Genomic DNA, 20068 nt, shown 5'->3' on the forward strand with positions numbered 1-20068 from the left:
GCAGCGTCCGCCGACCGCGCGTAGAACGATGTGGCGGGTAGCGTGGGGGCATGGAGTGGATGTCCAATCCCTCGGCGGGAGCGTGGCTGCGCGAGCGGCTCGACGCAGACTACGAGACCATGCACGGGACGGTGCCCCGCGGATTCCCCGCGTACGCACGCATCTTCCATCCGGCCATCGCCCGGTCGCTGCGCGGTCGGACGATCCCGACGGCCGACGAGCTGGTGCGCATGCCCGAGCCCGCGCAGCGCGCACTCATGGCTGAGTTCGTCGACGAGCCGGTCTCCTGGGCGCAGACCGCCGCGGTCTTCGGCACGGTCCTGCATCCGCTCGCGCAGTGGCAGCGGATCGTGCGCACCCCGCCCGAGGAGGATTGGGGCGCGCGGATCGCTCCCGACGGTCGCGAGTTCACGGCCCCGATGGAGGGAGAACTCGATCCGCACCTCCTGGCGACCATCGCCGCTCACCTCGTGGACCACACCAAGACCCCCGACTCCGGGTTCGCCGCGCTGTGGGAGGGACGAGGGGGACTGCTCGGTTTCTTCGGGATCACCCCCTCACGATCCTTCCTGGCGTTCTCGGACGACCCGAACCATCAGGCGATGCTCGACCGCAGCGCACGCGACCCGTTCAACAACGTCTTCCGCAGGCCCACCTGGCAGGAGGGCATCCTGTCGAGGGAGATCTCCGAAGGCCCGAGGTTCGCACTGCCCGGCCGCGACCACGTGCTGTTCTCCGCACCCCCTCGCGCTTTCGCCGATCCGGAGTGGGTGCTGCAGGTGCCGTGGCGTGATCGCCCTGCCGAGGAGCACGGGTTCCCGCCCTCGGCGCAGAGCCCGAGCCTGCTGTGGCCGGAGGACCGCTCCTGGGTCATGGTCAGCGAGGTCGACTTCGACTCCACGATCGTGGCCGGCTCCCCCGCACTGGTCGAGGCGCTCTGCGCAGACGAGCGGCTGGAAGCCCTCCCCATCCCGGAAGGCGCCGACCTCACCTGGGGCGCCGACACGGTGAACAGCTGAGCGCCCGCCGATGAGCTTCGACGCCCGCCCCCTCACCGACCCCGTCGATCCCGCGAAGGTGCGTGCCTTCGCGGCCGAGCTCCGTTCACGGCCCACCGGGGGACCCTCGGCCTCCACGATCATCGGGATCGTCGCCATCGCGATCGCCGCGGTCGTCCTGATCCCGACCCTCGTTGGCGTGGTGCTGAGCCTGGCGTCGTTCGGCGAGTCTCCCGCCGCCGCGGCGATCCCCCTCGTGCTGATCGCGCTGCTCCTGGCCGCGGTCGGGGTGATGATCTGGATGAGCGTCCGCAACGCGCGGGTGCGGCGGTACCGGCTGCACGGCTTCGCCGAGGCGAACGGCATGACCTATGAGCCGAAGGTCGCCGACCCGCCACTGCCCGGCATGATCTTCCACCTGGGGCGCGCACGGCAGGCGACCGATCTGATCAGGGGCGCCAGGCCGCGATTCGTCGAGTTCGGCAACTACCAGTACACGGTGCAGTCGGGGAAGAACTCCACGACCTATCGCTGGGGGTACGTGGCCGTGAAGCTCGATGTGCCGCTGCCCAACATCGTGCTCGACGCCAAGGGCAACAACGGATTCGGATCGAATCTGCCGGCGTCGTTCCAGAAGAGCCAACGGCTGTCGCTCGAAGGCGACTTCGACGAGCACTTCACGCTCTACTGCCCCCGCGGATACGAACGCGATGCGCTGTACCTGTTCACGCCCGACATCATGGCGCGGTTCATCGACAACGCCGCAGAGCTCGACGTGGAGATCGTCGACGACTGGCTGTTCCTGTACACGCAGCGCAAGGTCGCGACCCTCGACCCCGCCACCTGGGCCTGGTTGTTCGGCACCGTCGGAGCACTGCTGACGAAGTTCGATCAGTGGGCGCGGTGGCGCGACGAACGCCTCGCGGCCGAGACAGCGGCCACGGCGCTGCCGTCGACGCCCGCACTCCCGTTCGCCCCACCCGCGGGCATGCTCATCCCACCACCGGGCGTCGCACCGCAGGGTCGTCGCCTGAAGCGGGGTGGGACGTGGATACCTGTCATCGTCCTGTTCGCGATCGTCGGGTTCTGGATCCTGAGCAGACTGAACTGAGCTGATCGCGCCGGAGCGGCGGTGGCGGAGAGCCCGAGTGTGGGGGTGGGTGCCGGCTGGGGACCGAGCTCCCACCCCATCCCCCCTCGGGATCGAAAAGAGATCCGCTCTCCCTCCGCATGACGGCTGAGCCGCCCCGCCCACGGTCAGCTGGGGACTGACGCTGCTGGGCGTATGCCCAAATGGTATACCGGCAGAGGTTGCAATATGTTGCGACTGAGACTCGACGTACCTGGCTCCGAGCTAGCGACGATCGTAGGCGGTCAAGAACAGGTCGACGGCCCTGGTCACCGGCTGCGCAGCGCCCTCCCCACCGAGAAGCCCGGCGTTCAGCGGCGCACCGACGACCAGCCAGGTGAACTCGCTCGCGAGGGCTTCCGCATCGTCGACGACCAGTCCGTGCGTATCGGAGAGTTCGGTCATCGCCTCAGCGAGATTGCGGATGTTGGTGTCCCAGCTCTGCGCCAGGTAATCTCGCGCGACCTCGGGATGAGCGGCGGCCTCAGCGACCACGAGGCGACGCATCGCCATGACCGGAGCGCTCAGCATTCCGGCGCGCATGGTCTCACCGAGCGTCACGAGCCCCGCCCGGATGTCGGGGTTCGCCTTCAGCGCTTCGAGAGCGGGTCGCATGGCGTCTCGCCCCGCGAGCGCCCAGTGTCGTACGACAGCCGCGTACAGAGCGGACTTCGAGTCGTGCTCCCGGTACAGCGACGCCTTCGAGATGCGCGCTCGCCTCGCCACCTCGTCCATGGACGCCCCGGCGTACCCGAATTCGAGGAAGACATCGCGGGCGGTGTCGAGCAGGGCATCACCGGTGAGACCGGCGGGGCGCCCTGGGGTTCGAGGCGTCGTAGTCACGCCTGAGAGTTTAGTACTTGACAGTTCCGCGCTGCGGATCTACTTTGAGTACCAGCAAGTACTAAAGGAGTCGACATGATCATTCTGGCCGTCGCCCTCGCCACGCTGGCATCGTTCATCGCGAGCGCCGCGCTGTACGCCTTGCCCCCGGTCTCGGCCGTCATCTCACGGACGAGCACACCCCGACCGGGCCTTCCGGTCGTCGCGCAGATGGCATCCGTCGTGCTTTGCAGCCTCATCGCCTCGTGCCTCGTGGCCGGTCTGATGCTCGCGGCCGGGTGGCACGGCATCGGCACCGGGGCCCTCCTCGGGCTGGCTTTGAGCGCGCTCCCCCTCACCCTGCTCATGGGCGGTGTCGTACACGAGGGCACCGCACCCTCTGCGGCGGGCATCCACCTGCTCGATTGGACCCTCAAACTCGTCATCATCGGGGCGATCGTCGGATCGTTCCTCTGATCCAGAAGGAGACTGCCATGCTCACGCCACTCGACATCACGTTCACCGCCACCCTCGGAAAGGTGCGCGAAGGCGATACCTGGACCTGCGTGCAACTCGGCGACTCCGCGACGATCTTTGGCACGCGCGGACTCGTGAAGGTCGCCGGCACCGTCGACGGCGAGCCTTTCCGGGGAGCTTTCATGGCGCTCGGCGACGGGACGCACAAGCTCCCGATCGCGGCCGCGATCCGCAAGCGCATCGGCAAGAGCGACGGCGACGAGGTGACGGTGCATCTCACCGAGCGCCTCAACGGGTGAGGTCTCTCCACTCGCCTCAGATGGCGAGGGTCGCGCGCGCGTCCTTGACAAGGAGGAAGAGCGTGCGCCGGGCCTCCGGGAATGTCGTGAAGCCGAATCTCTCGTAGAACGGCACGATCTCGTCGTTGATCGCGTGCACGAGGATCGCCCGGACGCCGATCGCCTCCGCGGCCTCGAGCGCCCGCATGGTCGCGTGTTGCAGAAGCGAGGAGCCGAGCCCGCGGCCCGCATACTCGAGGTCTACCGCCAGACGCCCGAGCAGCACGATGGGGATCGACGCGGGCATACCTGCGGCGAGTGGCGGCGGTCCGTCTGCGCGGTGGATGGCACTGGAAGACAGGCAGTAGTAGCCAGCCACTCTCCCTTCCCGCGTGGCGGAGACCATTGTGCGCGATGCCCCGCGCTTCTCGTTCGAGCGCGCCCGGCCCCGCAGCCAGATATCGAGGCTCTCCTCGCCGCTACGGAATTCCGACAGCCGGTCACCGGCAGCGAGCGGTCGCGGAGTCAGGAAGTCAGTCAACGAAGACGGTTTCGCGTCGCAGCAGTTCGCGCAGACCATCGATGGAACGCGCAGGACGCTCCATGACTTCGATGAAGGCCTCGAACCGTACAGCGTCGACCTGCGATCGGCGTTCGCGCTCGATGACCTCCTGCGCGCGCTCCACGAGCGCAGACGCGGAGAAGTCCGTCACCGTGCGACCCTCGATCGCGGCCGCTTCCTCGATCGCCGCTTTCTGATCCGCCGTGACGCGGAATTCCAGCCGGGCGCTCTTGAGCGGAGATGCAGATGCGGTCATGGGATCAGTGTACGGCAGATCTCCGTACACTGGTCATCTCCCGCGACCACACCCGCGTTACCCCGAGTGACGCGCCCGACCCCACCGCGTTCTGCATGCAAGAGAATTGAAAGTGATGTCTGAACGCGAAGATCACACCCACTGGCAGGCCGAGCGCCGCACCGCCGTCACGTCCGCGACCGGCAACCTCGCCCTGGTCGAGACCCGTTGGACCGGGGAGCGCCCCGACTTCGACGCCGAACAGCGCGCCGCGGCCGACACGGTCACCGTGACGCCGATCGAGCGCACGAACATCGAGACCGGCGCGGCCGAGCACGGTCTGCGCGTCTGGGACGCCGAATCCCCCGCCATCCGCGCCTTCGACCGCATCGACACCTACGAGTACGACCCGGCATGGGTGCTCGAAGGACACTTCACCCCGGTCTCCGACGAACGCAGGGTGTCGTTCGAGCACATCCGCGACAACGGCGGCACGCGCGACCTGGTCGTCCCCGGCGACATCCGCCTCGAGCTCGACGGCCACGAGTACACCCTCGCCGCCTTCGACGACGGCGGCACGCTGCTGCTCGTGTTCGGCGACCAGACGAACGGATCGGAGACCTACGGATCCGGGCGCTTCCTGTTCGTCGAGCTGCGTGACGACGAAGGCTCCGTCGTCCTCGACTTCAACCGCGCTTTCGTGCCTCCCTGCGGCTTCAGCGCCCAGTACAACTGCCCGCTCCCGCCGGCATCCAACCGCTTCCCCCTGCCTATCCGAGCAGGCGAGAAGAACGTCGTTTTCCGCGACGGCTTCGACATCTACGCGGCGTGACGCCGCACCCGCTCACCCTGGAGTACTCATGAGAAGAACCCGCATCCTCGGCGCGCTCGGCGCCGTCGCCACGCTCGCCCTCGTGGCCGGCTGCGCGTCCGGCGCGAACGACGACGGCACCGCGAGCGAAGACGCCACGATCTTCATCGGTTCGCTGTACGAGCCCACCAACCTCAGCAACACCCAGGGCGGCGGCCAGGGTGTGACCGAAGCGCTGACCGGAAACGTCTACGAAGGCCTGTACCGGCTGACCGACGACGGCGAGGTCGAGCCGCTCCTCGCCGAAGATGCCCAGGTGTCCGACGACGGCCTGACGTACACGATCACGCTGCGCGACGACGTGACCTTCCACTCCGGCGACCCGCTCACCTCCGCAGACGTGAAGTCGAGCATCGAGGCCGTCACCGCCGAGGACTCGGTCTCCGCCCGCAAGTCGAGCTTCAAGACGATCTCCGACATCACGACCCCCGATGACAAGACGGTCGTGTTCACGCTCTCGCAGCGATCGATCTCGTTCCTGTACAACCTCAGCTACGTCTGGATCGTGAACGACGAGGCCGGCGACATCACGAGCACCGAAGACGGCACCGGCCCCTACACGCTCGACGAGTGGAAGAAGGGTTCGACCCTCACGCTCGAGCGCTGGGACGACTACTGGGGCGACCCGGCCAAGAACGCGGAGGTCGTCTACACGTACTTCACCGACGCGACGGCCGAGAACAACGCCCTCGTCACCGGCGAGATCGACGTCATCACCAGCGTGCAGAGTCCCGATTCGCTCACGCAGTTCGACTCCGACGACTACGTCGTCAGCGAGGGCACGTCCACGACCAAGGAGCTGCTCGCCTTCAACGACCGCGTCGCTCCCTTCGACAACACTCTCGTGCGCAAGGCCATCTACTCCGCGATCGACACGAAGAAGCTCCTCGAGTCGATCTGGGGCGACTACGGCACGCTGATCGGCTCGATGGTGCCGCCCACCGACCCCTGGTACGAGGACCTCACGCAGGTCAACCCGTACGACGTCGACCTCTCGAAGAAGCTCCTCGCGGAGGCGGGCTACGCCGACGGGTTCACCTTCACCCTCGACACCCCGAGCTACGACCCGCACTCCGCCGTCGCGGAGTTCCTGCAGTCGCAGCTCGCCGAGGTCGGCATCACGGTCGAGATCAACACGATCAGCGCCGACGAGTGGTACACGAAGGTCTTCAAGGAGCAGGACTTCCAGGCGACGCTGCAGGAGCACGTGAACGACCGCGATGTGGTCTGGTACGGCAACCCCGACTTCTACTGGGGCTACAACGACGCCGACGTGCAGAAGTGGGTCGCCGACGCCGAGCAGGCAGCCACGACCGATGAGCAGACCGCCCTGCTCAAGCAGGTCAACGAGAAGATCGCCGCTGATGCCGCGAGCGTATGGTTGTACCTGTACCCGCAGATCGTGGTCGCCTCCAGCGACCTCAGCGGCTACCCCGTCAACGGCCTGAACTCGCAGTTCTTCGCCTACGACATCGTCAAGTCCTGACGTGCGTGGGGGATGCCGCGCGTCGGCATCCCCCACGTCATCCTGAGAAGCCATGCTCGCCTATCTGCTGCGCCGCCTCGCGTTCCTCGCGATCTCGCTCGTCGTCGCGATGATCGCGATCTTCGTGTTGCTGCGCCTGCTCCCCGGTGACCCTGCGAATGCCCTGCTCTCGGTCAATGCGACCCCCGAACAGATCGCGGCCGCGCGAGCCCAGGTCGGCTCCGACCAGCCGCTGCTCCAGCAGTTCACGACGTGGGCGGGCCAACTGCTGCGCTTCGATCTCGGCGAGTCCTTCCTCAGCTCGCGTCCGGTCGGACCGGACATCGCCGATCGCCTTGCCGTGACCCTTCCGCTCACGCTCATCGCCTTCGCGATCGCACTGCTCGTCTCGCTCGTGATCGGCATCACCGCCGCGGTGAAGTCCGACCGCTGGTACGGCATCGTGCTGTCGGGGTTCGCGCAGCTCGGCGTCGCGGTTCCGGTGTTCTGGGTCGGCGTGGTGCTGGTCTGGGTGTTCGCGCTCGGACTGGGCGTGCTGCCCTCCGGCGGCTTTCCCCGCAAGGACTGGGAGGACCCGGCCGACGCGTTGCGCTCACTCGCGCTGCCGGTGATCACGATCGTGATCGTCATGAGTGCATCCCTCAGCCGCTACGTGCGCTCGGCCACCCTCGATGTGCTCGGCAGCGACTACCTGCGCACCGCCCGAGCCGGAGGTTCCGGCATGGGCGAGGCGCTGCTGCGTCACGGCGTGCGCAACGGCGCGGTGCCGGTCGTCGCGGTGCTCGGCATCGAGCTGTCCACCACCCTGCTGGGCGCGGTGGTCGTCGAGAGCGTCTTCACGCTGCCCGGACTCGGAAGCCTGCTGCTGTCGGCCATCGAGCAGCATGACTTCCAGGTGATCCAGGGTGTCCTCGTCGTCAGCACCCTCTTCGTGCTGCTGGTCGGGTTCGCCGCCGACATCCTGCAGCGCCTGATCGACCCGCGCCTGCGCACGAGCGTCTCGGGGAACCGATGAGCCGCGTCGCCGAACAGCTGGTCACCGCATCCGTACCCGTGCGGCGACGTCCGAAGGCGACGCTGCTGATCGGCATCGTGCTCACGGGTCTCATCGTGCTGATCGCTCTGGTGTCGCTGTTCTGGCTGCCCTATCCGCTCGCCGACACCAGTGGCGGCCGCCTCGAAGGGCCCAGCGCGCTGCACCTGCTCGGCACCGACCGGCTCGGACGCGACCTGTTCTCGCAGCTGATGTGGGGCGCACGCATCGCCCTCATCGTCGGCACCTGTGCCGTCGCGATCGCCGCACTCCTCGGCACGATCATCGGGCTGATCGCCGCCTTCGCCCGCCCCTGGGTCGACGACACGCTCTCGGCGGGACTCGACGTCGTGATCGCCTTCCCCGTGCTGCTGCTCGCGATGCTGGTCGTCGCCGTGCAGGGCGCGTCGCTGTGGTCGGCGGTGCTCGCGATCGGACTCGCGATGTCGGCGGTCGTCGCCCGCCTCACCCGCATCCTGGCGCGCCGCGTGCTGCAGGAGCAGTACATCACCGCCGCGCGCACGAGCGGTACCGGGGTGCTCGGCATCGTGTTCCAGCACGTGCTGCCGAACATCGCCCCCACCCTCGCCGTGAGTCTCGCGCTGCAGTTCGGCGCCGCGGTGCTCGCCGAGGCGAGCCTGTCGTACCTGGGCCTCGGTGCCCCGCCGCCCAACGCATCGTGGGGACGGATGCTGCAAGAAGCGCAGGGCACCGTCCTCGTCGCCCCGGTGGGTGCCATCGCTCCCGGTATCGCGATCATCGCGCTGGTGCTCGGTGTGAACTTCCTCGCCGACGGTCTGCGCGACCTCGCCGACCCGACCCGCCGGAGGAGCCGATGAGCATTCTCGACGTCACGGGCCTCACAGTCCGCGCTGCTTCCGGGCCGCTGGTGCGCGATGTCTCGTTCTCCCTCGCGGCGGGTGAGCGCCTGGGGCTGATCGGCGAGTCCGGCTCGGGCAAGTCGCTGACCTCGCTCGCGGTGACCGGCCTGCTCCCTGACGCCCTCAGCGCATCGGGCTCGGTGCTGCTCGGCGGGCACCAGGTCGTCGGCGCGCGGGATGCGGAGCTGCGTCCGCTGCGCGGTCCCGTCGCTCAGATCGTGTTCCAGGAGCCCCTCACCGCGCTCGATCCGCTGATGCAGGTGGGGCGTCAGATCGCGGAGCCCCTGCGACGCCATCTCGGGCTGCGTGGCGGTGAGCTCGCGAAGGCCGTCGCCACCGCGCTCGGCGAGGTCGCCCTGACCGACACCCGCATCGCCCGCTCCTACCCGCACGAGCTCTCCGGCGGTCAGCGTCAGCGTGTGGCCATCGCCATCGCCCTGGCCGCGCGCCCGCAGCTGCTCATCGCCGACGAGCCGACCACCGCGCTGGATGTGACCGTGCAGGACGGCGTGCTCACGCTGCTCGAACGCCTCGTCGACGAGCGCGGCATGGCGCTGCTTTTCATCAGCCACGATCTGGCCGTGGTGTCGCGCATGGTCGAACGCATCGTCGTGCTGCGCGACGGCCTCGTGGTCGAATCGGGTACGGTCGCGCAGGTACTGCACGAGCCGGCCGAGCCGTACACGCGGATGCTGGTCGACAGCGCCCGGGCTCTGGACGCATTCCTCGACGCCAAGGAGGGCGGACGATGACGCTCCTCGAACTGCACGGCGCCGGCTTCGCCTACGGATCCCGTCGCGTGCTCGACGACGTCTCTCTGAGCATCGATGAAGGCGACTCGCTCGGCCTGGTCGGTGAGTCGGGTGCGGGAAAGTCCACGATCCTACGACTGCTGCTCGGGCTCGCCACCCCGCTCGGCGGGCAGGTGCTGTTCGAGGGCACCGCCCTGAGCCCGCGCGACCGCGCCCAGGTGCGTCGCTTCCGCGCGAGCGTGCAACCGATCTTCCAGGACCCGTACTCCTCGCTCGACCCCCGACAGCGCATCGACCGCATCGTCGGCGAACCGCTGCGGTCGCTGGGGCTGGCGTCCGGTGCGGATGCCCAGCGCCGCATCACTGAGGCCCTCGACGCGGTCGGGCTTCCTGCCGACACCGCACGCCGATACCCGCATGAGTTCTCCGGTGGACAGCGTCAGCGCATCGCGATCGCCCGAGCCGTGGTCTCCCGCCCCCGGGTACTGCTCGCCGACGAACCGGTCAGCGCGCTCGATGTGACCACTCGCGTGCAGGTGCTCGAACTGCTCGATCGACTGCGCCGCGAGAACGGCCTCTCGCTCGTGATGGTGTCGCACGACCTCACCGCGATCGCCTCGGCCTGCGACCGGACGGTGGTCTTGAAGGACGGCCGCGTGGTGGAGCAGGGCGCCACGTCCGACGTGCTGCACGCTCCACAGGACCCCTACACGCGGGCGCTCGTCGACGCTGTTCCGCGGCTGCCGCGCTGAGTGCCGCTCCCGTCGCGATATGACAGCTGGATTCGCCGATTCGGCTGTCATATCGCGACCGGAGTAGGTCAGAGCATCCGGGAGCGGATCAGGAATCGCATGCCGGTGGGGCCCTCGACGCTGAAACCCGCACCGCGGCCGGGCACGACGTCGATCGTCAGGTGCGTGTACTTCCAGTACTCGAACTGCGATTCCGACATGTACACCTCGACGGGCCGGTCCAGGCCGACGTCGAGCGCCCCGAGAAGTACGTCGCCCTGCCCGGTGATGAACATGCCGACCGGGTAGCACATGGGTGATGAGCCGTCGCAGCAGCCGCCGGACTGGTGGAACATGAGGGGTCCATGCTGGGCCGTGAGGTCGCGCACGAGCGATGCCGCTGCTTCCGTCACGGCCACGCGTTCCACGGTCTCGTCGCCGATCACGGTTCATTCCCTTCAGAGAATATGTCCGGGCGGACGCTCGTGCGCCCGCCCGGAGAGGTGACTCAGAAGAAGCCCATCGGGCCTTCGGCGTACGAGACCAGGAGGTTCTTCGTCTGCTGGTAGTGGTCGAGCATCATCTTGTGGTTCTCCCGTCCGACGCCGGACTGCTTGTATCCGCCGAATGCCGCATGCGCCGGGTACTGGTGATACGTGTTGGTCCACACCCGTCCGGCCTCGATCGCCCGTCCCGCGCGGTAGGCCGTGTCGCCGCTGCGGCTCCACACCCCGGCGCCCAGTCCGTACAGGGTGTCGTTGGCGATCGAGATCGCGTCGTCGAAGCCGTCGAACGAGGTGACCGACAGCACCGGGCCGAAGATCTCCTCCTGGAAGATGCGCATGTCGTTCGTGCCCTCGAACACGGTCGGAGCCACGTAGTAGCCCTCGCTGAGATCGCCGCCGAGGTCGACGCGCTCGCCACCGGTCAGCAGCCGCGCACCGCCCTGCTTCCCGATGTCGATGTAGCTGAGGATCTTCTCCAGCTGGTCGTTCGACGCCTGAGCTCCGATCATGGTGGCGGGGTCGAGCGGGTTGCCCTGCACGACCTTGCCCACCCGCTCCAGGCCGTCGGCGAGGAAGCCGTCGTAGATCGAGCGCTGGATGAGGGCGCGAGACGGGCAGGTGCAGACCTCGCCCTGATTGAGCGCGAACATCGTGAACCCCTCGAGCGCCTTGTCGTAGAACGGGTCTTTCGTCGAGCGGGCGACATCTTCGAAGAACACGTTCGGGCTCTTGCCTCCGAGTTCGAGCGTCACCGGGATGAGGTTCTGCGATGCGTACTGCATGATCAGTCGCCCGGTCGTCGTCTCTCCGGTGAAGGCGACCTTGCGGATGCGCTTGTGCTGCGCGAGCGGAGCGCCCGCCTCGATGCCGAACCCGTTGACGATGTTGACGACGCCGGCGGGCAGAAGGTCGCCGATGATGTCGAACAGGAACAGCAGTGAGGCCGGGGTCTGTTCGGCCGGCTTGATCACCACGCAGTTGCCTGCGGCGAGCGCGGGCGCCAGCTTCCACACCGCCATCAGGATCGGGAAGTTCCACGGGATGATCTGTCCGACCACGCCGAGCGGCTCATGGAAGTGGTACGCCACGGTGTTCTCGTCGAGCTGGCTGATGCCGCCCTCCTGAGCCCGAAGCACTCCGGCGAAGTAGCGGAAGTGATCGACCGCGAGAGGGATGTCGGCCGCGAGCGTCTCCCGCACGGGCTTGCCGTTCTCCCACGTCTCGGCGACCGCGATCTCCTCCAGGTGCTGCTCGATGCGGTCGGCGATGCGGTTGAGGATCACCGACCGCTCGGCTGGGCTCGTCTTGCCCCAGCCGGCGAATGCCTGCCAGGCGACCTCGACCGCCCGGTCGATGTCTTCGCTGGTGCCGCGCCCGACCTCGGTGAAGGGCTTGCCGTTGACGGGGCTGACGTTCTCGAAGTACTGGCCCTTGACGGGTTCCACGAACTCGCCACCGATGTAGTGGCCGTAGCGCGCCCGATAGTTCGCGACGGCTCCGGGCTGCCCGGGGGCGGCGTATGCGGTGGACGATGGGGCGACGGACACGTCTTCTTCGACGATGGTCATGGGGGTCTCCTTCGACGGGTGCGCCGCGCTTCGGTGCTGCGGCTCTTCCCCGAAGCTAGGTCGACCGACGTTGCGACCCGATGCGCAACGTTGCGACCGGTTGCAGAGGCTCAGGCCTCGAGACGCTCGATCCGCGCGACCAGTCCCGCGCGCTTCGGCGACCGGGCGGGGAGCATCTCCAGCGCGAGGCGGAGGGCTTCGGCGTCACCCTGGCCCTCGGGGATCTCCGCATAGGAGAGCAGCACGTCGAGACTCGCCTCGGACAGCATCGCCTCCCGCAGCGCCGCGCGCACCGACTCGCGGAATTCCTCCACACCCGGCGACGTCGACTCGGGCAGCACCGGTCCTCGGTAGGCGGTGAGCGCCACCCTGTGGGCACCTCGGTCCAGCAGCGACAGAACGTCGTGCGCATCGGTGTCGAGGGTGACGGGAAGGCGGTACGGTCGCGACTCCGGCACGAGGTCGGGAGCCGTGCGCTCGAGCACCTTCCGCAGCCGGACCATCTCGGGGCGGAGCGTGTCGGGCGAGACGCCCGGTCCGTACACGAGCTCGCACAGGCGCTCGGCCGAGAGTCCCTGTCGGTGCACGCCGAGCATCAGCAGGATCGCGGCATGACGGGCGCTGAGCTCGATCACGGACTCTTCGTGGTCCGACTCCGTCTCCAATCGGGCCCGATCGCGTCCGAGCACGTGAAGTGTCGCCCGCGCCGTTGCCGGCACTCGGGACTTCGCAGCCGACGCACGAGGCCGGTGCGCCTCACTGCGCGCCCGCAGACGCGCCACCATCAGCTCCGACTCCACGGCGCGGGCTGTCGCATCCACGAGCAGCCGTGCCTGCAGCGAGACGACCTCCGCTCCCCCGGTGATGTCGATGACCCCGAGCACGCGGTGCGTCTCCGGGTCGCGGACGGGAGCCGCGGTGCAGGACCAGGGGTGCACGAGACGGTTGTAGTGCTCCGCGCCGCGGATCTGCACGGACTGTCCGAGCACCAGAGCGGTTCCGGGTGCGCTGGTGCCGACGGCATCCTCCGACCAGTTCGCTCCCGCGACGAAGCCCATGTCGTCGGTGAGCGACCGCAGCTGCCTGTCGCCCTCGATCCACAGCAGACGGCCCGCCTGGTCGCCGACGGCGATGACGACGCCGGCATCCTGGGCCTCGCCGGGCAGCAGGAGGGCACGGATCATGTCCATGACGGAGGCGAGCGGATGCGCCAGCCGATAGGCGTCCAGCTCGTCGCTCACGAGATCGAGAGGAGGAGCGCCCTCGGGGCCGACGCGACTGCGCCATGCCCGCTCCCACGACTCCCGGACGAGTGGCCGCACCTCCTGAAGACGCCGGTCTTCGAGGTTCCCGGCGAGCAGCTCCTCGTGCGCACGCTCGATGAGAAGTCGCGATGTCGGGGGAAGCGACTCGCGGGATACCTGCCACGGCGCAGACACAGCGGTCTCCGATCGTCGAGAGCGTGCGTTGCCTCAGTGTACGAGCAGCGCGCCCCCGAGGGAACACCCCGCCGGGTCAGCGGATGAGCCCGGCGACCAGGTCGTCGATGACGTCGTCGGTGGAGGTCTCCTGATCGATGGGCGTCGTGAGCCTGTCGAGCAGGAGTCCATCGATCGCATAGTGGAACAGGGCGATCTCGCGGCGTCCTCCCGGGAGTCCCGCCGCGGTGTTGAAAGCCACGTCGGCGTCGAACCCGGCGCGCTGCCACGCACCGAGGACGGCTGCGACCTCGGGCCGCCGACCGCCCTCGAGCCGCAGCTCGAACAGCGCGAGCGTCACGTCCCGATCGTCGGTCAGGCGTCGCACGATGTCGCGGAGGTAGTCGGCGAAGAGCGCGGGTCCCGGGGCAGCCTTCGACCGGCGTTCGAGATCATCGGCGCTCGGTGCGAGACGCTCCCCGATCCGCTCGACCAGTCCTTCGATCAGGGCGTCCCTGCTGCGGAAGTAGTTCGACGTCGTGCCGATCGGGACCTGAGCGGCGACGTCGACGGCTCGGTGCGTGAGCCCCCGTGATCCTTCGCGTGCGAGCACGGCGAGTCCCGCATCCGCGATGGCCCGTCGTCGCGAGTCGTTCTTCACCATGGAAGGAACCCTAGCGCAATCACTACGCCTGTTGTACTGTAACCGCTACAGATGTAGTGATTGGAGAACCATGCGAGAGCTCGTGTACTACGCCGCCGTCAGCCTCGACGGGTACATCGCCGGTCCGAACGGTGAATTCGACGCGTTCCTCATCGAGGGCGACCACATGGACGGCATCAATGCCCGCTTCGCCGACACGCTGCCGACCGTCGCCGCCGAAGCCCTCGGGGTTCCGCAGCGGCGCGAGATGTTCGACACCGTCCTCATGGGGTGGAACACCTACGCCGTGGGCGGGCTGTCGAGTCCCTATCGACACCTCCGCCAGATCGTGTTCAGCAGTACGAGGACAGCGGACGGCGAGAACCTCGAAGTGACAGCGGAGCACCCGGTGTCGGTGGTGCGACGCCTGAAGCAGGAGGAGGGAGCAGCGATCTGGCTGTGCGGCGGCGGCGCACTCGCGGCAACCCTCGCAGACGAGATCGATCGACTCGTGCTGAAGCGGCAGCCGCTGCTCTTCGGGGCGGGCATCCCGCTCTTCCGTGAGCGCTCTTACCGTCCCGAGCGGTTCGATGCGGTGCAGACGGTCGCCTACGACTCGGGCGTCGTCGTCACGGAACTGCAACGCCGCCCCCACGAGAGCTGACATCCCGACGAGACCTGACGCCCGGACGGCGAGGAGGACGACGCGCCATACCTCCTCCTCGCCGCCCTGGCAACGGTGTTCCCGAAGGGCGGTCTGGTTCCTAGCGTGGGAGCACCCCACGAGTCAGGAGGCGCCATGAACGTCCGAACCCCCACCCCCACTGGCTCTGCCCGCCACGCCTCCGCGCACCCCGCCGACAGCCCGGCTCACCGGCCCGCGGTCGAAGCCGTGTGCGAGCGCGTCGGCTTCGACCGCTACGTCGTCAGCCACGATCGTCCCGTCGGCTACATCGACGTCGTGCCACCGCTTTTCGTCTGCTATCTGGGCCACCCGTATCCCCGCTCGGTGGAGGTCGCGCAGGTCTACGATTTCGAGCGTGCAGTGAGTATCGTCGATGCCATGGCAGCCGGCACCCGCAACCACACCGTCGCCGGATGAGCGGCGAGATCTGGCCCGGAACCGCATATCCGCTCGGGGCGACCTTCGACGGTCAGGGGACGAACTTCGCCCTCTTCAGCGAAGGCGCCGAGCGCGTCGAGCTGTGCCTGTTCGATGAGGACGGCACGGAGACCCGCGTGCCCCTCACCGAGGTGGACGCGTTCGTCTGGCACGGCTACCTTCCCACGGTGCAGCCGGGGCAGCTCTACGGCTACCGCGTGCACGGACCGTACGACCCCGCCCAGGGGCAGCGCTTCAACGCGAACAAGCTGCTGCTCGACCCGTACGCCAAGGCCGTCGCCGGGCGGATGGACTGGGGCCAGCCCCTCTTTGGCTACGACTTCGGCGATCCCGACTCGCGCAACGACGACGACTCCGCGGCCGCGATGGTCAAGAGCGTCGTGGTCAATCCCTTCTTCGAATGGGCGGGTGATCGACCGCTGAAGACCCCCTATGCCGAGACCGTGATCTACGAGGCGCACGTGAAGGGGCTCACCCAGCGGCATCCCGACATCCCCGAAGAGCTCCGAGGCACCTACGCCGGCATCGCCCACCCCGCCGTGGTCGAGCACCTTCAGCGCCTCGGCATCACGGCGCTGGAGCTCATGCCCGTGCACCAGTTCGTCGACGACTCCGTGCTCGAGGAGAAGGGGCTGTCGAACTACTGGGGCTACAACACCCTGGGGTTCTTCGCCCCGCACAACACCTACTCCGCGACGGGCGAGCACGGCCAGCAGGTGCAGGAGTTCCGGGCGATGGTGCGCACCCTGCACGAGGCCGGGATCGAGGTCATCCTCGACGTGGTCTACAACCACACCGCGGAGGGCAACCACCTCGGCCCGACGCTCTCGATGCGCGGTATCGACAACGAGGCGTACTACCGACTCGAAGAGGACAAGCGCTACTACACGGACTACACCGGCACGGGCAACAGTCTGAACGCGGGCAACCCGCATGCCCTGCAGCTGCTGATGGACTCGCTGCGCTACTGGGTGACCGAGATGCACGTCGACGGGTTCCGCTTCGACCTCGCGGCGACCCTCGCCCGCGAGTTCTACGACGTCGACCGCCTCGCGGCGTTCTTCGAGCTCGTGCAGCAGGACCCGATCGTCTCGCAGGTGAAGCTCATCGCCGAGCCGTGGGACATCGGCCCCGGGGGCTACCAGGTGGGCAACTTCCCGCCGCAGTGGACGGAGTGGAACGGCAAGTACCGAGACACCGTGCGCGATTTCTGGCGCGGTGAGCCGCAGGCACTCGGCGAGTTCGCCTCCCGCCTCACCGGGTCCGCCGACCTGTACGAGCACTCCGGCCGACGACCCGTCGCCTCGATCAACTTCGTCACTGCGCACGACGGCTTCACCCTGCGCGACCTCGTCTCGTACAACGAGAAGCACAACGAGGCGAACGGCGAGGACAACAACGACGGCGAATCCCACAACCGCTCCGACAACATGGGCGCGGAGGGACCGACCGACGACATCGACATCAACCGGCGCCGCGCGCGTCAGCAGCGGAACTTCCTCGCCACGCTGCTGCTCTCGCAGGGCGTGCCGATGATCTCCCACGGCGACGAGCTCGGCCGCACGCAGCACGGCAACAACAACGGCTACGCGCAGGACAACGAGCTCACCTGGATCGACTGGGAGGCGGCCGACCTGCCCCTCGTCGAGTTCACCGCCGCCGTGGCCCGACTCCGCCGTGAGCATCCCACCTTCCGCCGCAGCCGCTTCTTCGACGGTCGCCCCGGCCGGTCCGACGACGACCGCATCCCCGACGTCGTCTGGCTGCGCCCCGATGGCCGACCGATGGCCCCGGAGGACTGGGATTCCGGATTCGGGCGCTCCGTGGGGATGTTCCTCAACGGACAGGGCATCCGCGAGAACGATTCGCGAGGGCGCCCCGTCACCGACGTGAACTTCCTCGTCTACTTCAACAGCGGCGACGAGCCGATCGACCTCGTCATCCCCGACGAGCGCCACGGTGCGCAATGGCGGATCGTCGTCGACACCGCAGGCGAACTGGCCGCGGATCGCGCGCTGGAGCCCGGGGACGGCATCCCGCTCGACGGCAAGGCGACCCTGGTGCTGCAGGAGATCGACGGAGTGCCGGAGGCCGCCGACGACTCGGTCGACGCCTCCCTCCGCGCCCAGAGCGGGCAGGCGGCGTCGTGACCCTGCGTCCGCTCTCCACCTACCGATTGCAGATCACCGCCGATTTCCCCCTCGACTCCGCGGCAGGGGTGACCGATTACCTCGCCGACCTCGGCGTCTCCTGGGCGTACCTCTCCCCCGTGCTCGCGGCGGTCAGCGGCTCGAACCACGGTTACGACGTGGTCGACCACGGACGCGTCGACCCCGAGCGCGGAGGCGAGGAAGGACTCGAGCGCTTCGCCGCCGCCGCTCGGGCCGCAGGGCTCGGGATCCTCGCCGACATCGTGCCCAACCACATGGGAGTCGGTGCCCCACGCCAGAACGCCTGGTGGTGGGAGGTGCTGCGTCTGGGGAGGGAGACCCGTGTCGCGGCGGCCTTCGACATCGACTGGGCGGCCGGCGGTGGGCGTCTGATCCTGCCGATCCTGGGCTCATCACCGGAACAGGCGATCACCGAGCGCCTCTTCGCCGTCGACACGACCCCGGCACCCGACGCGCCCGACGGGATGCTGACGTACTTCGAGCACGTGCTGCCGCTCGCCCCCGGCACGGCGCAGTTGGCCGATGACCTTCCCGCACTGCTCGCCGCCCAGCATTACGACCTCCGCTACTGGGAGGAGCAGAACACCGATCTCAACTACAGACGGTTCTTCGCCGTCTCCGAGCTCGCCGGCCTCCGAGTCGAGCTGCCGGACGTCTTCGCGGAGTCGCATCGCGAGATCATCCGATGGATCCGCAGCGGGCTCGCGGACGGATTGCGTGTCGATCACCCCGACGGGCTCGTCGATCCGACCGGATATCTGGAGCGCCTGGCTGACGCGACGGGGCGGGCGTACACGCTGGTCGAGAAGATCCTCGAACCGGGCGAAGCCCTGCCCGCGTGGTGGCGCACCGATGGAACGACCGGATACGACGCTCTCGCCGACATCGATCGGCTCTTCGTCGACCGTGCGGGAGTCGACGCTCTCGGCAGTCTCGACGAGAGGGTGCGTGCGGAGACCGGGCTCCCGGCCGCCCCCGCGTGGCCTGACCTGATCCACGACACCAAGCGCATGATCGCCGACGGGCTGCTGCAGGCGGAGGTGCGCCGGCTCGTGCGCACTCTGCCCCACGGGATCGTGCACGCCGATGACGCCCTGGCTGAACTCGTGGCGTGCTTCCCGGTCTATCGCTCGTACCTCCCCGAGGGGCGCGAGCATCTGCGCGTCGCGTTCACCGAGGCCCGTCGACGCCGCCCCGACCTCTCGGCGGCCTTCGCCGAGCTCGAGCCGCTGCTGTCCGACCCCCGACTCGAGGTCGCGCAGCGCTTCCCTCAGGTAACTGGAGCGGTGATGGCGAAGGGCGTCGAGGACACCGCGTTCTACCGCTTGACCCGACTGGGAACGCTCACTGAGGTGGGCGCCGACCCCGCGATCCCCGCCGTGACGGTCGACGACTTCCATCGGCGGCAGAACGCCAGGCTCGGCGCCTGGCCCCACTCGATGACCACGCTGTCGACGCACGACACGAAGCGCTCGGAGGATGTGCGCGCCCGACTGTCGGTCCTCTCCGAGATCCCCGAGCGCTGGGCCGAGGTGCTGGGTGAGCTCCGCACCATCGCGACCACCGGCCACGGTCCGCTGGATGCCCTCCTCTGGCAGGCGGCGGTCGGTGCGTGGCCCCTCTCCTCCGAGCGTTTCCTCGCCTATGCGACCAAGGCGGCACGCGAGGCCGCGGAGGCCACGACCTGGCAGCATCCGGATGCGCGGTTCGAGGAGGGCCTCGCGACGATCGCGCAGGCGCTCGAGGGCAAAGCCGCCCCGATCCTGGAACGCTTCGTGGACGAGATCCTGGCGGCCGGCCGCTCCAACTCGCTCTCCGCGAAGCTGCTGCAGCTCACCGCGCCCGGCGTCCCCGACGTGTATCAGGGCACGGAGCTGTGGGACCTCTCCCTCGTCGACCCCGACAACCGTCGACCGGTCGACTTCGAGCTGCGGAGGCGGATGCTCGCGGAGCTCGACGCGGAGGTCGCGCGGGGCATCCTCCCCGCCGTCGACGACTCTGCGCGGGCGAAGCTGCTCGTCACGTCGCGAGCACTGCGCGCCCGTCGAGACAACCCCGAGCTGTTCCGGTTCTACCGTCCCGCTGTCGTCGAGGGCGCGGCAGCCGACCACGCTGTCGCGGCTCATCGCGGAGGGATCACCGTCGTGGCCACCCGTCTTCCGATGGGGCTGGCGCGCCGCGGAGGATGGGGCGACACTGTCATGATGCGCCCCGACCTCCCCGCCACCGATCTGCTGACCGGCCGACGCATCGGACCGGGGCCGGTCCGGCTGGCCGAGCTGCTGGACACGTATCCGGTGGCTCTGCTCGAGCTCGCCCGATGAAATCCGTGTGCTCGATGACGGCACGACGGTGACGGCGGGTATCGATGACGGCGGGGTGTC

21 protein-coding genes are annotated in these 20068 nt (G+C 68.5%); 14 read left to right on the forward strand and 7 right to left on the reverse strand.

The annotated features are described in order from the left end of the window. Positions 1-50: 50 nt before the first annotated feature. Both ABRP18_RS18110 and ABRP18_RS18115 read left to right on the forward strand, forming a co-directional pair. Complete coding sequence (locus tag ABRP18_RS18110) at positions 51-1019, forward strand: hypothetical protein (protein WP_349885185.1); 969 nt, start codon at positions 51-53, stop codon at positions 1017-1019. A 10-nt stretch (positions 1020-1029) separates the two neighbouring features. Next, positions 1030-2109, forward strand: coding sequence for a hypothetical protein (locus ABRP18_RS18115; protein ID WP_349885186.1), 1080 nt, complete (start codon positions 1030-1032; stop codon positions 2107-2109). A 243-nt stretch (positions 2110-2352) separates the two neighbouring features. Here the strand turns inward: ABRP18_RS18115 and ABRP18_RS18120 are convergent, their stop codons facing one another. Continuing rightward, the gene (locus tag ABRP18_RS18120; RefSeq protein WP_349885187.1) at positions 2353-2970 is read right to left on the reverse strand and encodes a TetR/AcrR family transcriptional regulator; all 618 of its coding nucleotides are present in this window, start codon (positions 2968-2970) and stop codon (positions 2353-2355) included. A gap of 75 nt (positions 2971-3045) precedes the next feature. Here ABRP18_RS18120 and ABRP18_RS18125 point away from each other — a divergent pair, with 75 nt between their 5' ends. Both ABRP18_RS18125 and ABRP18_RS18130 read left to right on the forward strand, forming a co-directional pair. Next, positions 3046-3426, forward strand: a complete 381-nt coding sequence (locus ABRP18_RS18125; RefSeq protein WP_193762082.1) for a DUF1761 family protein — start codon at positions 3046-3048, stop codon at positions 3424-3426. Positions 3427-3443: 17 nt separating this feature from the next. Then, entirely contained in the window at positions 3444-3725 is a 282-nt protein-coding gene (locus tag ABRP18_RS18130) for a DUF1905 domain-containing protein (protein WP_193762083.1), read from the forward strand. 16 nt (positions 3726-3741) lie between these two features. Here the strand turns inward: ABRP18_RS18130 and ABRP18_RS18135 are convergent, their stop codons facing one another. Both ABRP18_RS18135 and ABRP18_RS18140 read right to left on the reverse strand, forming a co-directional pair. Continuing rightward, positions 3742-4245 (reverse strand): GNAT family N-acetyltransferase, encoded by a 504-nt coding sequence (locus ABRP18_RS18135; RefSeq protein WP_374168954.1) that lies wholly within the window; start codon positions 4243-4245, stop codon positions 3742-3744. Next, positions 4238-4522 carry a DUF1778 domain-containing protein gene (locus tag ABRP18_RS18140; RefSeq protein WP_113680745.1) on the reverse strand — a complete coding sequence of 95 codons (285 nt, stop codon included), beginning with the start codon at positions 4520-4522 and terminating at the stop codon, positions 4238-4240. Before ABRP18_RS18140 ends, ABRP18_RS18135 begins: the two co-directional genes overlap by 8 nt. A 115-nt stretch (positions 4523-4637) precedes the next feature. Here ABRP18_RS18140 and ABRP18_RS18145 point away from each other — a divergent pair, with 115 nt between their 5' ends. The 6 genes from ABRP18_RS18145 to ABRP18_RS18170 are packed head-to-tail and all read left to right on the forward strand — an operon-like array spanning position 4638 to position 10276. Beyond that, entirely contained in the window at positions 4638-5333 is a 696-nt protein-coding gene (locus tag ABRP18_RS18145; protein WP_349885189.1) for a DUF1684 domain-containing protein, read from the forward strand. A 28-nt stretch (positions 5334-5361) separates the two neighbouring features. Next, positions 5362-6858, forward strand: a complete 1497-nt coding sequence (locus tag ABRP18_RS18150) for an ABC transporter substrate-binding protein (protein WP_349885190.1) — start codon at positions 5362-5364, stop codon at positions 6856-6858. A gap of 52 nt (positions 6859-6910) precedes the next feature. Then, positions 6911-7873: an ABC transporter permease gene (locus ABRP18_RS18155; RefSeq protein WP_046748510.1), complete on the forward strand. Its 963-nt coding sequence runs from the start codon at positions 6911-6913 to the stop codon at positions 7871-7873. After that, positions 7870-8730 (forward strand): ABC transporter permease, encoded by an 861-nt coding sequence (locus ABRP18_RS18160; protein WP_058631921.1) that lies wholly within the window; start codon positions 7870-7872, stop codon positions 8728-8730. Before ABRP18_RS18155 ends, ABRP18_RS18160 begins: the two co-directional genes overlap by 4 nt. Next, positions 8727-9524: an ABC transporter ATP-binding protein gene (locus ABRP18_RS18165; RefSeq protein WP_349885191.1), complete on the forward strand. Its 798-nt coding sequence runs from the start codon at positions 8727-8729 to the stop codon at positions 9522-9524. The genes ABRP18_RS18160 and ABRP18_RS18165 overlap by 4 nt, the downstream gene beginning before the upstream one ends. After that, positions 9521-10276: an ABC transporter ATP-binding protein gene (locus ABRP18_RS18170; RefSeq protein WP_349885192.1), complete on the forward strand. Its 756-nt coding sequence runs from the start codon at positions 9521-9523 to the stop codon at positions 10274-10276. The genes ABRP18_RS18165 and ABRP18_RS18170 overlap by 4 nt, the downstream gene beginning before the upstream one ends. Positions 10277-10344: 68 nt before the next feature. Here ABRP18_RS18170 and ABRP18_RS18175 read toward each other — a convergent pair whose 3' ends face one another. From ABRP18_RS18175 to ABRP18_RS18190, 4 genes are all read right to left on the reverse strand, one after another. Then, positions 10345-10701 carry a DUF779 domain-containing protein gene (locus ABRP18_RS18175; RefSeq protein ID WP_231728823.1) on the reverse strand — a complete coding sequence of 119 codons (357 nt, stop codon included), beginning with the start codon at positions 10699-10701 and terminating at the stop codon, positions 10345-10347. 62 nt (positions 10702-10763) lie between these two features. Continuing rightward, positions 10764-12329 (reverse strand): aldehyde dehydrogenase family protein, encoded by a 1566-nt coding sequence (locus ABRP18_RS18180; protein ID WP_061017535.1) that lies wholly within the window; start codon positions 12327-12329, stop codon positions 10764-10766. 110 nt (positions 12330-12439) lie between these two features. Beyond that, positions 12440-13768: a transcriptional regulator gene (locus tag ABRP18_RS18185; RefSeq protein ID WP_113680730.1), complete on the reverse strand. Its 1329-nt coding sequence runs from the start codon at positions 13766-13768 to the stop codon at positions 12440-12442. A 76-nt stretch (positions 13769-13844) separates the two neighbouring features. Further along, on the reverse strand, positions 13845-14411 hold the full coding sequence (locus ABRP18_RS18190) for a TetR/AcrR family transcriptional regulator (RefSeq protein ID WP_349885193.1): 567 nt from the start codon (positions 14409-14411) through the stop codon (positions 13845-13847). A 70-nt stretch (positions 14412-14481) separates the two neighbouring features. Here ABRP18_RS18190 and ABRP18_RS18195 point away from each other — a divergent pair, with 70 nt between their 5' ends. From ABRP18_RS18195 to treY, 4 genes are all read left to right on the forward strand, one after another. Continuing rightward, on the forward strand, positions 14482-15054 hold the full coding sequence (locus ABRP18_RS18195) for a dihydrofolate reductase family protein (protein ID WP_058631916.1): 573 nt from the start codon (positions 14482-14484) through the stop codon (positions 15052-15054). Positions 15055-15189: 135 nt separating this feature from the next. After that, positions 15190-15492, forward strand: coding sequence for a hypothetical protein (locus ABRP18_RS18200; protein WP_046748502.1), 303 nt, complete (start codon positions 15190-15192; stop codon positions 15490-15492). Then, positions 15489-17663, forward strand: coding sequence for a glycogen debranching protein GlgX (gene glgX, locus ABRP18_RS18205; RefSeq protein ID WP_141368149.1), 2175 nt, complete (start codon positions 15489-15491; stop codon positions 17661-17663). The genes ABRP18_RS18200 and glgX overlap by 4 nt, the downstream gene beginning before the upstream one ends. After that, positions 17660-20008 carry a malto-oligosyltrehalose synthase gene (treY, locus tag ABRP18_RS18210; RefSeq protein WP_349885194.1) on the forward strand — a complete coding sequence of 783 codons (2349 nt, stop codon included), beginning with the start codon at positions 17660-17662 and terminating at the stop codon, positions 20006-20008. The genes glgX and treY overlap by 4 nt, the downstream gene beginning before the upstream one ends. The last annotated feature ends 60 nt before the right edge of the window (positions 20009-20068 follow it).

It is taken from the genome of Microbacterium sp. WHRI 7836 (assembly GCF_040223885.2).
GTDB lineage: Bacteria > Actinomycetota > Actinomycetes > Actinomycetales > Microbacteriaceae > Microbacterium > Microbacterium oxydans.